8 protein-coding genes are annotated in these 13030 nt (G+C 74.1%); 2 read left to right on the top strand and 6 right to left on the bottom strand.

Features of this window, described 5'->3' with window-relative positions; genetic code table 11:
* Positions 1-73 precede the first annotated feature (73 nt).
* Positions 74-2932 (top strand): ATP-binding protein, encoded by a 2859-nt coding sequence (locus tag ACFYSC_RS19690; protein ID WP_389963292.1) that lies wholly within the window; start codon positions 74-76, stop codon positions 2930-2932.
* Positions 2933-3109: 177 nt separating this feature from the next.
* On the opposite strand, the gene ACFYSC_RS19685 is transcribed toward ACFYSC_RS19690, so the two are convergent.
* The 6 genes from ACFYSC_RS19685 to ACFYSC_RS19660 all read right to left on the bottom strand — a co-directional run bounded on the left by ACFYSC_RS19685 (position 3110) and on the right by ACFYSC_RS19660 (position 11767).
* A complete protein-coding gene (locus ACFYSC_RS19685) occupies positions 3110-4102 on the bottom strand; it encodes an alpha/beta fold hydrolase (RefSeq protein ID WP_389963289.1) in 993 nt (330 codons plus the stop codon).
* 185 nt (positions 4103-4287) lie between these two features.
* Positions 4288-5553, bottom strand: coding sequence for an acyltransferase family protein (locus tag ACFYSC_RS19680; RefSeq protein WP_389963286.1), 1266 nt, complete (start codon positions 5551-5553; stop codon positions 4288-4290).
* Between the two features lie 104 nt (positions 5554-5657).
* Entirely contained in the window at positions 5658-6734 is a 1077-nt protein-coding gene (locus ACFYSC_RS19675) for a thioesterase II family protein (protein WP_389963283.1), read from the bottom strand.
* 107 nt (positions 6735-6841) lie between these two features.
* Positions 6842-7981, bottom strand: coding sequence for an acyl-CoA dehydrogenase family protein (locus tag ACFYSC_RS19670; protein ID WP_389963279.1), 1140 nt, complete (start codon positions 7979-7981; stop codon positions 6842-6844).
* Positions 7971-9980 carry a B12-binding domain-containing radical SAM protein gene (locus ACFYSC_RS19665; protein WP_389963275.1) on the bottom strand — a complete coding sequence of 670 codons (2010 nt, stop codon included), beginning with the start codon at positions 9978-9980 and terminating at the stop codon, positions 7971-7973. The genes ACFYSC_RS19670 and ACFYSC_RS19665 overlap by 11 nt, the downstream gene beginning before the upstream one ends.
* Positions 9977-11767, bottom strand: a complete 1791-nt coding sequence (locus ACFYSC_RS19660) for an amino acid adenylation domain-containing protein (RefSeq protein WP_389963273.1) — start codon at positions 11765-11767, stop codon at positions 9977-9979. Before ACFYSC_RS19660 ends, ACFYSC_RS19665 begins: the two co-directional genes overlap by 4 nt.
* 311 nt (positions 11768-12078) lie before the next feature.
* Here ACFYSC_RS19660 and ACFYSC_RS19655 point away from each other — a divergent pair, with 311 nt between their 5' ends.
* Positions 12079-13029, top strand: a complete 951-nt coding sequence (locus ACFYSC_RS19655; protein WP_389963270.1) for an arylamine N-acetyltransferase — start codon at positions 12079-12081, stop codon at positions 13027-13029.
* Position 13030 lies beyond the last annotated feature (1 nt).

Below are 13030 nucleotides of genomic sequence, written 5' to 3'. Positions count from 1 at the left end.
GGTCATCCGTGAAAACCACGGATTCGGCACGTAAAGACCACTGATCGCGGTGCCGATGGGTGATGATGTCGGGGTGACGACAACGGGGCCGGGTGAGGTGTCGGCGCGCGAGGCGGAGGTTCTGGAGGCGCTCGGCGCGCGGCTGTCCAACGCGGAGATCGCGAGCAGGCTGCACATCTCGGTACGGACCGTCGAGAGTCACGTGTCCTCGCTGCTGCGCAAGTACGGCGTCGCCGACCGGCGGGCGCTGGCCGCGCTCGCCGGCGGGGCGGCGCCGGCCGAGGCCGTCCCGCCGCCGCGGCCGGCGGCCCCGCCGGGACGGATGGCGGGCCTGCCGGCGGCGCTGACGTCGTTCGTGGGCCGCGAGCGGGAGCGCGCGGCGGTCCTGGCGGCGTTCGGCGAGTCCCGGCTGGTGACGCTGCTGGGTCCGGGCGGGGTCGGCAAGACCCGCCTGGCGGCGGTGGCCGCCGGGGAGGCGGCGCCGTCGTTCCCCGCGGGCGGCGCGTTCGTGGACCTGGTCCCGGTGGGCGGGGGTTTCGTCGCGCAGGCGGTGGCGGCGGCACTCGGCGTCACAGAGCGTCCCCGGCAGCCGCTGGAGGACGCCGTCGCCGAGCGGCTCGGCCGGGGCCGGTCGCTGCTGGTCCTCGACAACTGCGAGCACCTGCTCGACGCGGTGGCCGGGTTCGTGGAGCGGACGCTGTCGGTCTGCCCCGGTGCGAGGGTGCTGGTGACCAGCCGTGAGCGGCTGGGCGTGCCGGGAGAGAGGGTCGTGCCGGTCGCGCCGCTGCCGCCGGGGTCCGACGCCGAGCGGCTCTTCCTCGACCGCGCCGCCGCGGCCGATCCCGGGTTCACCGCGGATCCCGCCGTGGTCGCCGAGCTGTGCGCCCGGCTGGACGGCATGCCGCTGGCCATCGAACTGGCCGCGGCGCGCAGCGCCTCCCTGGGCGCCGACGGCCTGCTGGCCACCCTCGACGACGTCCTGCGGCTGCTCGCCGGCGGGCGCGGGGCGGTCGAGCGGCACCGATCGCTGCGGGCGGTGATCGGCTGGAGCCACGATCTGCTCGGCGAGGAGGAGCGGACGCTGTTCCGGCGGCTGGCCGTCTTCACGGGCGGCTTCGACCTCGACGCCGCCGTCGCCGTGACGCGCGCCGGGGGCCGGGGGCCGGTCGCCGACGTGCTGGGCCGCCTGGTGGACAAGAGCCTGGTCGTCCGGCGGGGCGGGGAGAGCAGGTGGCGGCTGCTGGAGACGGTCCGTGCCTTCGCCGCGGACCGGCTCGCGGCGGCCGGCGAGACGGACGAGACGCGGCGGCGGCACCTGGAGTGGGCGACGGCCGTCGCGACGGCGCTCGCGGACCGGCAGACCGTCACGACCGCACTCCCCGACCGGCAGGCCGTCACGACGGCGCTCCCCGCCCGGACCGCGGACGCGACCGCGCTCCCCGGTCAGGGGCCGGGTGGGGGGCGCGACGACTTCGACGCCGGGTTCGACGCCGTCGCCGACGACCTGCGCGCGGCGCTGGCGGGATCGCCGCCCGGCCCCGGCGAGACGCCGCACCGGCTGGCACGCGCGCTGGGCCGCCTGTGCTACGCGCGGCGGTTCCTGACCGAGTCGCTGGACCACTACCGGGAGGCGGCCGAGCGGGCGCCCCACCCGGGTGAGGCCGCCCGGGACCTGCGCAGCGCGGCCGACGGCGCGCACGCCGTCGCCCCGGCGGGCCACCACGCCTTCGAGCTGCTGCTCGCGTCGGCCGGGCGGGCCCGCGCCGCGGGCGACGGCGACGGCGTGGCCGTGGCGCTGGCCTCCGCGGTGGTCACCGCGAACCGGTTCTCCGCGGGTTTCTCCGCCGACGTCCCCCACGAGCGCCTTTCCGCCCTGCTGGAGGAGGCCGCCGCGGCCGGCGACCGGGGGGATCCCGTCGTGGCGGCGCTGCTGGCGGCGGCGGCCGCGTGGAACGCGGGCCGGGAGAAGATGGCGCCGGACCCGGGGCTGGCCGCGTCCGCCGCCGAGGCGGCGCGCGCCACCGGCGACCCGGTGCTCGTCAGCGGGGCCCTCGACGCGGTGAGCACCGCCGCCGCCACGGCGGGCCGGCTCCGGGAGGCGTACCGGGTCACCCGCGAACGGCTCTCCCTGCTCGCCGCGATGTCCCGCGACGACCCGCGCTCCGCCCCGGAGGTCACCGACACCTACAACATGGCCGCCACCTACGCCGTGGCCACCGGCGACCTGCGGACCGCGCTGGAGACCGCCCGGTCGGCGCTGGAGGACGACCTGCTGGGCGGTCACTCCTACCTGTCGGAGAGCAGCCTGGTCCTTCCCCTGGCGCTCACCGGCGAGTTCGACGAGGCGCTGCGGCGGGCGGACGGCATGTGGGACGGCTGGGAGCGCGCCGGCGGTCCCGTGGCGGGCTGGATGTCGCCCGCCGTGGCCGCCGTGGCGCTGGTCCACGGCCTGCGCGGCGACGACCACCGGTACCGGTTCTGGCGCGCCCGCGCCACGCAGGTGTCGGGCGGCCCGCGCAACCACGCGACGTTCGCGGCGTTCGCCGACGCCCGCGTCGCCGTGCACACCGGCCGGTTCGGCGGCGCGGCCGGCCTGGTGGAGCTCGTCTTCACCGACTTCCCCCAGGGGCGGTACCAGACCTACGCCCGCGCCGCCGGAGCCGAGCTCGCCGTCGCCGCCGGGCTGCCGGACGCCGCCGAACGGCTGGCCTCGGCGTCCGCCGTCGCGGGTGAGAACGACTGGGCGGCCGCCTGCCTGGCCCGCGCCGAGGGGCGGCGGAGCGGCGACGGCGCCGCCCTGGCGGCCTCGGTGGCGGGCTGGGAGCGGGCCGGCGCCCGTTTCGAGCGGGCCTGCACCCTGCTGCTGCTGCCGGACCGCGCCGCCGAGGGCCGCGCCGAGCTGGCCGCGCTGGGCTGCCCCGCGCCCGCCTGAACCCGGCGGCGGAAGACGGCCGCGGGAGTCGGGAACGGAAGACGGCTGTGCGGCGCGCCGGGCCCCGGTCACACGGGGACGCGGACCGCTCCGCGCCCGTCCGGGACCGGTGGGAGACATGACCGGACCGCGGGCGGCGGGCGCCCGCGGTCCGGATTACCTCACCTGGCGTCCGCGCTAGGCGGCGCAGCCCTCCAGGCCGGCCGGCGGAACGGTGCCCTTCGCGCCGAAGAAGAGGTTCGCGCACTGGCCGAGGAACGCGGGGTTCTCCTCGGGGACGAAGTGCCCGGCGTCGGGCGCCACCACCGGGCGGACGTCGGTCGCGACCTGGCGGAACGAGCCGGCCACGCCCTCGCCGAAGGAGTACTGCCCGCCGACGGCCAGCACCGGCGCGGTCAGCTTCGTGCCGGCCCCGGCCTTGTTGTTCTCGGCGTCGGCGGCGAAGGCCCGGTAGTACTCGTAGCCCGCGGTCCGCCTGGCCGGGTCGGCGTAGGCCTGGAAGTACGGCTCGGCGTTGATCGCGCCCGGCTGGTGGCTGAAGCCGAACATCATGCCGAGGTAGGTGCGGACGTCGTCATTGTCCATGATCGTCTCCGGGATCGGAGCCGGGGACATGTTGAACCGGAAGTGCCAGCTGATGCCGTACAGGTCCTCCAGGCCGAAGCCAGCCAGCGGCGTCTCGACGACGGCGATCCGGCTGACCTCGCCGGGGAAGTCGCGCGCGTAGGGGTAGGCGACCAGTGCGCCGAGGTCGTGCCCGATGATCCCGACCTGCTTGAGGCCCAGCTTGACGACGGCCTCGTGGATCCTCTTCGCGGCGGTGGCCTTGTCGTAGCCGCCGGACGGGATGGAGGAGTCTCCGAGTCCCGGCAGGTCGAAGGCGATGACGGTGTGCTCGCGGGCGAGCGTCGGCATCACCTTCTCCCACATCTGCCAGGTCTGCGGCCAGCCGTGCAGCAGCACGAGCGCCGGGCCCGAGCCGCCGCGGACGTAGTGGAGGGTCCCGCCGGTCACGGAGACCTTCCCGTGGGTGAAACCGGGCGCGAGCTGCGCCGTCCCCTCCGACGGCCTGGTGGCCGTCCGGCTCACGTCGGCGCCCGCGGCGCCCGTGGTGAGCAGGGCCGCGGCGGCGGCGGTGAGCGCGGCCACGGCGAGGCGCGTCCGCCTCATGCCGGTCCGCCCCGTCTGCCGGGTCCGCGCGGTTTCCTGAGCTGGCTGCATATCCGATTGTCCCTTTCCTTGTACTTACCGAGTGCACGGGAGATCCGGGTCCGGCGGTGGGGGGTACCACCGCCGGGCCCGGGAAGACCGGGGACCGCCGCGCTCCCGCACGCGGCGGCCCCGGTGCCTTCGGGTCAGCGCGCCAGCACGGGGATGCTCGGCTCGACCGGCTTCTTGCCGAACCGGTTGCGCAGCCGCATGGCGGGCTTCTCGACGGCGTAGTAGCTCACCAGGGCGGCCACGAAGCTGCCGGCCTGGACGATGAGCCACGTCAGGGGGAAGTTGTCGGACGACATGGTGCCGCCGGTGTAGAAGAGGATCATCGGGATGTGCCAGAGGAACATCCCGTAGGAGACCTTGCCGATGTACTGCAGCGGCCGGAAGGTCAGCACCGACTCGATGAACCGGGACCGCACCCCCGGCACGGTCAGCGGCGCCAGGAGCAGGAAGACGATCAGCAGGTCGATCGGCTGGTCGAACATGACGACCGCCATGGTCGGGTAGTTCGCCGTGCCCTGGCCGCCGACGGGTGAGAAGCAGAACAGGACGATGACGACCAGCGCCGCGAGCCAGCACCAGCCCGGATACCTCGCCACCAGGCGGTAGGGGGCGAGCATCGTCGTGGGCGACGCCTCGGCGGCGGCCGACATCGCCGCCAGGGCCATGCCGACGGCCAGGTAGCCGAACCATCCGGGCGGCCAGTTGCCCTGGACGGGGTACGGTCCCAGCGCCGCCGAGTGGCTGTAGGCGCTGAACGCGTAGCCGATCACGATGATCGCGGCGATCGGCACCAGGATGCGGCGTGCCTTGGCGGCCGGGTCGGCCACCCGGCTCGCGAGACGGCCGGCGAACCACGCGAAGAACGGCAGCAGCACGTAGAAGGCGCTCTCGGTGGCCATGCTCCAGGTCGACTCGAGACCGGCCGGGATGGCGCCCGCGTTGTAGACGTGCTGCATGGACAGCACCCGCAGGGCGTACCAGATGTCGGTGACCTGCTCGCGGCCGAGCGTGAGCATCACCACGACCGACACCAGCCAGAACGCCGGGAAGATGCGCAGCGCCCGCCGCCAGGCGTAGGCCTTCAGGTCGGGCCGTGCCGTGCCGGCCATGGTCGCCAGGGCGAAGGGACGGTAGATGAGGAATCCGGACAGGGCGAAGAGGATCGGCAGGGACTCCCTGGTGAACCTCTCCAGCACGACGGCGAAGGCGCCGTTGCCCGGGTAGTCCCCGAACCCGATCTGCCCGGCGGTGAACGCCGAATGGATGGTGATCACTGCCAGTACGGCGATGGCCCGGATCCCCTGCAGCTCGGGGAAGTACTGGCGCTTGGTGTCGCGGGTCTGCGGGGGCTGGGTGTCCGGCCCACCCCTACCTGTCCCGCTGACGATGTCTGTTGCCATGGCCGCTCCTTGAGGAGTTAAACGACCCCTTAAGGGTGGGTGCGCGGTGATCAGCGGCGCATCTCCTGGATTGCGGCATCGGGGGCGCGGGCGGGGCGGGCGTTTCAGGGGTTGGACGTGACGAACGGGACGGAAGTGACGGCTCCGGCGTCATCGGCGACGGTCTCGGAGGCCGTACCGCCGGAGGTTCCGCCGGCGGACACGGCGGTCCCACCGGGGGCTCGGGAGATCGTCCCGGCGACGGTCCCGGAGGCCCCGGAGGTCCCGGAAGGGTTCGGCGGGAGCGTCGGGCCGGGGCGGCCGAGGACGCGGGAGAGGTCGGCGGTCAGGGCCGCCGCCAGCTCCGGCAGGTGCTCGCGCGGGAAGAAATGGCCGCCCTCGAACAGCCGCAGCCCCAGGAAGTCGCGGGTGTGCGCCCGCCACTCGGCCAGCTCCCCGGGGGGAGCCACCGCGTCGGCGGTGCCGCCGAAGGCGGTCACCGGGACCGGCAGCGGCGGCTCGTCGCGGTAGGCGTAGGAACGGCACAGCGTGAAGTCGGCCCTGGCGACGGGCAGGGTCAGCGCGAGCGCTTCCGGGTCGTCGGCCATCTCCGGCGGCAGCCCGCCCAGGGACCGCAGCGTCGCGGCGAAGCGGTCGTCGGGGTCGGCCGGGTCGGGGGTCAGGGCCGCCGTGGCGCCGCGCACCGGCCACGCCGCCAGGGCGAGCAGCGACGGCGGCGGCGTGCCGTCGCGCAGCAGCGCCCGGGTCAGGCGGTAGCCCAGCAGCGCCCCCATGCTGTGCCCGAACACGGCGTACGGCACCGCACCGGCGGCCGGGCCACCGGCCCGCTCACCGGCCGGCTCGCCGACCCGTGTTCCGGCCCGCTCACCGGCCCGCGTCTCGGCCAGCGCGTCGGCCAGCCAGCGGGCCGCCTCCTCGCAGTCGGTGAACGGCGCCTGACGGTGGCGGCCCGGACGGCCCGGCAGGCGGACCGCGCGCAGTTCCACCCACGGCGGCAGGTGGCGCGTCCACGGGCGGAACATCGAGACGCCGCCGCCGGCGAACGGCAGGCCGTACAGGTGTACCCGCGCCGCGGGACGGGGCTCGAACGTCAGATACCACGAGGGCTGGGTGACCATTTCGCTCCGGATCTCCTCGCGACCGGCCACCCGGATCAGCGGGCGGCCGATCGTCTCCTTCACCTCCGACCGGCCGCTCGGCACAGCGGGCGGCCGGTCGTCCTCCTCGCCTCACGACCGGCCGTCCGAACCGGCGGGCGGCCGATCCCCTTCGCCTCGCGACCGGCCGCTCAGATCAGCGAGTGGCCGATCATCTCCTTCATGACCTCGGTGGTGCCGCCGTAGATGGTCTGCACGCGGGTGTCGACGAACGCGCGGGCCACCGGGAAGTCACGCACGACGCCGTAACCGCCGTGCAGCTGCAGGCAGCGGTCCACGACCTTCTGGCACAGCTCGGTGTTCCACCACTTGGCCATGGCCGCCTCCTCGGCGGCCAGCCGCCCGGCGGCGTGCTCGGCGACGCAGCGGTCGGTGAACGCGCGGGCCACCGCCAGCGCGGTGGCCAGCTCGGCGAGCACGAAGCGGTTGTACTGGTGGTGGCCGACGGGCCGGCCGAAGACCTCGCGCTCCCGGCAGTAGGCCAGGGTGTCCTCCAGGACCCTCTCGGCCGCGGCGAGCGCCGCCACCGCGATCATCATCCGCTCCTGGCGCAGGGTGCGCATCATGTAGGCGAAGGCCCGGCCCTCCTTGCCCAGGAGGTTGGCGGCCGGGACCTCGACGTCGTCGAAGAACAGCTCGACGGTGTCCATCGCCCGCATGCCGATCTTGTCGAGCTTGCGGCCCCGGGTGAAGCCGGGCCGGTCGGCCTCCACGGCCAGCACGCTGGCGCCGGAGGCCGCCGGTCCGCCGCCGGTGCGGGCGACCACCAGGAACAGGTCGGCGGCCGAGCCGTTGGTGATGAACGTCTTCTGGCCGTTGAGCACGTACCGGTCGCCGTCGCGCACCGCCCGGGTGCGCAGCCGCTGCACATCGCTGCCGGCGTCCGGCTCGGTGATCGCGATCGCCGTCACCAGGTCCCCGGAGCAGAAACCGGGCAGCCAGCGCCGTCTCTGCTCCTCGGTGGCCAGGGTGCGCAGGTACATGCCGGCGATCTCGTTGTGCAGGGACAGCGCCGGGGCGTACACCCCGGCGCGGGCCATCTCCTCGGCCAGGATCACGTGGTGGCGGTAGTCGGGGTCGCCGCCCCCGCCGTAGGAGGCGTCGACGTCCATCCCGAGCAGGCCGCACCGGCCCGCCCTGCGCCACACCTCGCGGTCGGCCCCGCCCTCCTCCTCCCATCGGGGATAGGAGGGCAGGATCTCCTTGGCCACGAAGGTCCGCACCAGGTCGCGGAACGCCTCGTGCTCGTCGGTGAACACGTCACGGCGCATCGATCGCTCCGGCGACCGCGTCCGGCACCACGGGCGCCCAGGACGGCAGGATGTCCCGCAGGCGGTTCATCATCACCTGGCAGTACGCGGCGTTGTGGTCCAGGCTGCGGCGGCGCGGGTAGGGCATCTTGTGCCGGCCCGCGTGGTTGACGCGCAGCCGTACCGTGTCCGCGCCGTACGTCCCGAACCCCGGCAGGTCCGCCGCGAGGTCCGCGGCGAGGTCCCGGGGCTCCTCCGTGACGACCAGGCCCGGCACCGTCTCGAACGACGACAGCATCTCCACCGCCTCGGCCGGCAGCTCCGCCACCAGGTCGTGGCGGCCCCGCGAGACCACCCGCACGTGCTCCAGCGCGACGGTCGGCTCGGCCACCGCCTCCCGGTAGACGTACGGCCGGGCCAGCAGGTCCAGCTCGAAGGCGATCCGCACCCGGCGGTCGGCCAGCCAGCCCCGCTCCCGCAGGAACCCCTCCAGCAGCGCGTCCATCTCGGCCCGGTGGGAGTGCAGCACGTAGTGCAGCACCTTGCCGATGTTGTTGATGTCGTAGTTGCCGAGGGTCTCCACCGAGTCGGAGAAGAAGCGGCAGATCTCGGTGTCGGTGCGGCGCCGGAAGTAGTCGGCGGCCATCGTCAGGAACTCGGTGTGCGAGCACACCCCCGACCGGTCCAGCTCGCGGGCGACGTAGAAGCCGGCGCGGGCGTTGTACAGGCTGATCACCGCGTAGTAGAACCACACGCCGGCCTTGAAGTCGTCGCGGGTCACCCAGTTCGTCGCCACCACCACGTCGGCCTCGGCCACCGGGTCGTCCACGCGGACGGTGACGACGCCCAGGTCCTCGCGCCGCTCGTACATCGGGGTGTTGCGCAGCAGCAGCTGCGGGTAGGCCACCACCGCGTCGGCGCCGGTACGGCACAGCTTGCCGATGCCCTCCCGGAAGGAGTCCAGGGTCTCCCCCGGCAGCGGCCAGATCAGCTCGGTGTAGGAGCTGATCTGCTTCTCGCGCAGCTTGGACTGCAGCTCGACGTAGGTGGACTCCTTGATGTTGGACCGCTCGACCAGTTCGAGGGTCTGCGTGCTGAGGGTCTGCAGCGACACCGGCTGGCTGGTCAGCATGCCGCCCTCGACGAGGATCTCGGTGATCTCCGTGACCCGGTCCGGCCGGTTCTTGGCCGCCTGCATGGTGACCATCAGCGGGTAGCCGTTGCGTTCCTTGCACTCGACCATGTGCCGGGTCAGCTCGACGTCGCGGGGCAGCGCCCCCCAGTTGGCGTCGGCGAGGAAGATGCTCTCGATGCCGTGCTCGCTGATCCACGTCAGGTCCGCCTTGACCCGGTCCAGCTCCCAGCGGTGCACCTTGTCGTTGGTGGCCGCGCCCCAGTAGCAGTACGTACAGCGGAAGGGGCAGCCGCGGTTGGTCTCCACGACGGCGAAGACGTACTCGCCGCCGTCGAAGACCCCGGCGGCGAACGGCGAGGGGATCTCGTCGAGCTCCTTGATGCGGGCGGGCTTGTCGGTGGTGACCAGCGCGCCGTCCGACCAGTAGCTGATCCCCGGCACCCTGCCCAGGTCGGGGACGCTCCCGGGGGCGGTGTCGGCCACCTCGCGCAGGAAGGCGGTGAAGGGCTTCTCCCCCTCGCCGTTGCACACCGCGACGTTCTCCCAGTCGGCGGGGACGTACTCGGCGGCGTGGTTCATCACCTGCGGGCCGCCCAGGATGAAGCAGGCGTCGGGGCGGAGCCGTACCAGCTCGTCCAGCAGCGCCTTCATCCGCCGCATGTTCCACAGGTAGCAGCTCATCGCGTAGACGTCGGCGTCGGCCTCCAGCATCAGCGCGACCAGGTCCTCGACCGGGGTCTGCACCTCGGGCGCGTGGATGGTGAAGTCGCACGTCGCGGCGACGTCCTCGTCCTGCTGGGCGTAGGCCTGCAGATAGCCCGAGGCCAGCGGCAGGGTGTGGGCGTAGACCGACAGCTCGACGAGACTGACCTTCAGCCGCCTCATGATCCCGCCTCCCCCGTCTCGGCGATCCACGCGGCCAGCTCGTGGAGCACGTCGTACTCGAAGAGGTCGTCGGCGCCCAGCCGGATGCCGCGCTCCCTGGCGCGCGTCGCCAGGCGCATCGCCTGCAGGGAGTCGCCCCCCAGGTCGAAGAAGCTGTCGTCGCGCTTCACCGAGGTGATCTGCAGCACGTCGCGCCACAGGTCCGCCATCAGGCGCTCGGTGTCGGTACGGAAGTCCGGCGCGGCCGGCCCGGCCGGGGCCTGGGCGGGCAGCGGGCGGGCGGCCAGCGCCCGGCGGTCGGCCTTGCCGTGCGGGGTCAGCGGCAGCGACTCCAGGGTCACGACGGTCTGCGGCACCATGTAGTCGGGCAGCCACCCGGCCAGGTCGCGGCGGGCCTCCGCCGCGTCGGGCGGGTCGCCGGGACCGGCGGGCACCACGTAGGCGACGAGCCGGTCGCCGGTGTCGTGCTTGACGGCGACGGCCTCGCGCACCCCGGACAGCCGGTGCAGCGCCGCCTCGACCTCGCCGAGCTCGATGCGGAAGCCGCGCAGCTTCACCTGGTCGTCAGCGCGGCCGATGAAGTCCAGCGAGCCGTCGGGCAGCTCGCGCACCAGGTCCCCGGTGGCGTACATGCGGGCGTCGCCGTCGGGGACGAACGGGTCGGACAGGAACCTCTCGGCGGTGAGCTCCGGCCGGTCGAGGTAGCCGCGGGCCACGCCCGTCCCGCCGATGTGCAGCTCGCCCGCGGTGCCGGGCGGCACCGGGCGGCGCCGCGAGTCCAGGACGTAGGCCCGCATACCGGGCAGCGGCCGGCCGATCGGCGGGACCTCCTCACGCCCGGCGCGCGGCGGCACCTCGGCGAAGGTGGCGACGACCGTCGTCTCGGTCGGACCGTACAGGTTGAACAGCCGGAACGGCAGGCCCGGCCGCGGGTGGCGGTGCAGCTTCTCCCCGCCGGTCAGCATCACCCGCAGCGCGCCGCCGTACCCCCGCCAGTCCTGCTCCAGCATCTCGGCGGCCAGCGCGGTGGTGAGGAAGCAGACGGTGATCCGCTCGTCGGCGAGCCAGCGCACGAAGTCGGCCGGGGAGTCGGGCAGCCCCTCGACGACGCACAAAGTGGCGCCGGCGGCCAGGCAGGGCCACACCTCCAGCGCCCAGGCGTCGAAGGACGGCCGGGCGAGCTGGGTCATCCGGTCGCCGGGCCGCACCTCGAAGGTCCGCCGGTGCCAGGTGACCAGGTTCGTCAGGCCCTCGTGCGGCAGCAGGACGCCCTTGGGGACGCCGGTGGAGCCGGAGGTGTAGACGACGTAGCACAGGTCGTCCGGCTCGGGCTCGGGGATCTCGACGGCGTCGCCCCCGCCGGGGTCGCCGCGCAGGGCCTCCTCGACGGTCAGCACCCGCGCCGGGCCGCCGGCGAACCGGGCGGCGCCGGATGCGCGCGTGACGACCAGCGGGACGCCCGAGTCGGTGAGGATCGAGGTCAGCCGGGTGTCGGGCTCGTCGACGTCGGTGCCGACGTACGCGCCGCCGGCGAGCAGCACCCCCAGGGCGGCGACGACCAGGTCGGGTGAGCGCTCCAGGGCCAGGGCCACGAGCGTGCCACGGGTGACGCCGCGGGCGCGCAGCGCCGCGGCCACCCGGCAGGAACGTTCGTACAGTTCAGCGTATGTCAGCACGGTTCCGGCGTGCGTGACGGCGGGCTGGTGCGGCTGCACCTGCGCCCACCACGCGACGCGCGCGGTCACGGCCTCGTGCGCGCCGCGGACCGCAGTGCTCGCCTCGGTCAATTTTGCCTCCAAGTTCCGATTTCCCGCGTGAAAGTTCGGCCGCCTCGCCCGGCACGGCGAAGACGGGCGGCAGAGGCGATCAATTCACTGGAACACGGGCCCTTTTCACGCCGCAGGTGACGGTAACGGTCGTATCGTCACCTGCGGTCTCGCCGTGACGCATCTCTTGAATTGCGAAGGGACGAAGCCCTGGTACGGCGGGTGGACAATGCGGCCCGGAAATCACCGTTCCGCAATTCCGGAGATGCGCGCGGCGCTTTCCCGCGCCAGGGTTGTTCAGCGACGGATCGGCGGACGACAGGGGCGCGGGAATGACTTTCACGCTGCGGGCCGGGGAGACGGACACCGGGACGGGGACGCCCCGTCCGGCGCCGGGCGGGGCGTCCGCCGCGGACGGACACGCGACGGCCGGCCATGCGGCGGCCGGGCGCCCCGCGACCGGATCCGGAGACGAGACGGGCGGGCGCGCGCCGCTGGACGAGCGGACCGTGGCGGCCTACCTCGCGCGCATCGGCGCCCGCCGCCCGGCGCGGCCCACCGCCGGGGCGCTCGCCGAGCTGCACGAGCGGCACGTCATGGCGGTGCCGTTCGAGAACGTCGACTTCCACCTGCGCGTGCCGATGGACATCGGCGCCGGCGCCATCGAGAAGATCGTCACGAGGCGGCGCGGCGGCACCTGCTACGAGCTCAACGGGGCCTTCTCCGAGCTGCTGCGCGCCCTCGGCTACGACGTCACCGTGCTCGCCGGGCGGGTCTCCGAGCACGGCGTGCTCGGTCCGGTGCTCGGGCACATGCTGCTGCGCGTCGTCGCCGGGGACTCGCCGCACCCGTGGCTGGTGGACGTCGGCTACGGCCGGGGCGCCCGGCGGCCGCTGCGCTTCGACTCCCTCGAACCGCAGCGCGACCCGCACGGGGTGTTCCGGCTCACCGAGGGCGCCCCGTACGGCGACCTCGACCTGCTGCGCGACGAGGTCCCTCAGTACCGGATCGAGGCGCGTCCCCGGACGGTCGAGGACTTCACGCACATGTGGTGGTGGTACTGCAACTTCCCCGGCTCGCCGCACCTGACCCACCTGTACTGCACGCTGCCCACCCCCACCGGCCGGGTCACCCTGAGCGGCGACACGCTGTCGGTGCGGGAGGAGGGCCGGCGGGAGAAGCGGGTCCTCTCGGGCGACGAGGAGGTCCGCGCGGCGTACCGCACCTGGTTCGGCCTGGACCTGGACGAACTCCCCCCGCCCCCGCCGTCCCCGGAGGCGTGAC

It is taken from the genome of Streptosporangium sp. NPDC004379 (genome assembly GCF_042873875.1).
Taxonomy (GTDB): domain Bacteria; phylum Actinomycetota; class Actinomycetes; order Streptosporangiales; family Streptosporangiaceae; genus Streptosporangium.
Note: the sequence above shows the minus strand (reverse complement) of the source record. Positions and strands in the feature narration are given on the sequence as shown.

Excerpts from the sequence above, each read along its gene's own strand:
- ACFYSC_RS19685 (WP_389963289.1), bottom strand. The coding sequence starts at position 4,102 with ATGAGGCGGACGCGCCTCGCCGTGGCCGCGCTCACCGCCGCCGCCGCG.
- ACFYSC_RS19680 (WP_389963286.1), bottom strand. The coding sequence starts at position 5,553 with ATGGCAACAGACATCGTCAGCGGGACAGGTAGGGGTGGGCCGGACACC.
- ACFYSC_RS19670 (WP_389963279.1), bottom strand. The coding sequence starts at position 7,981 with ATGCGCCGTGACGTGTTCACCGACGAGCACGAGGCGTTCCGCGACCTG.
- ACFYSC_RS19665 (WP_389963275.1), bottom strand. The coding sequence starts at position 9,980 with ATGAGGCGGCTGAAGGTCAGTCTCGTCGAGCTGTCGGTCTACGCCCAC.
- ACFYSC_RS19655 (WP_389963270.1), top strand. The coding sequence starts at position 12,079 with ATGACTTTCACGCTGCGGGCCGGGGAGACGGACACCGGGACGGGGACG.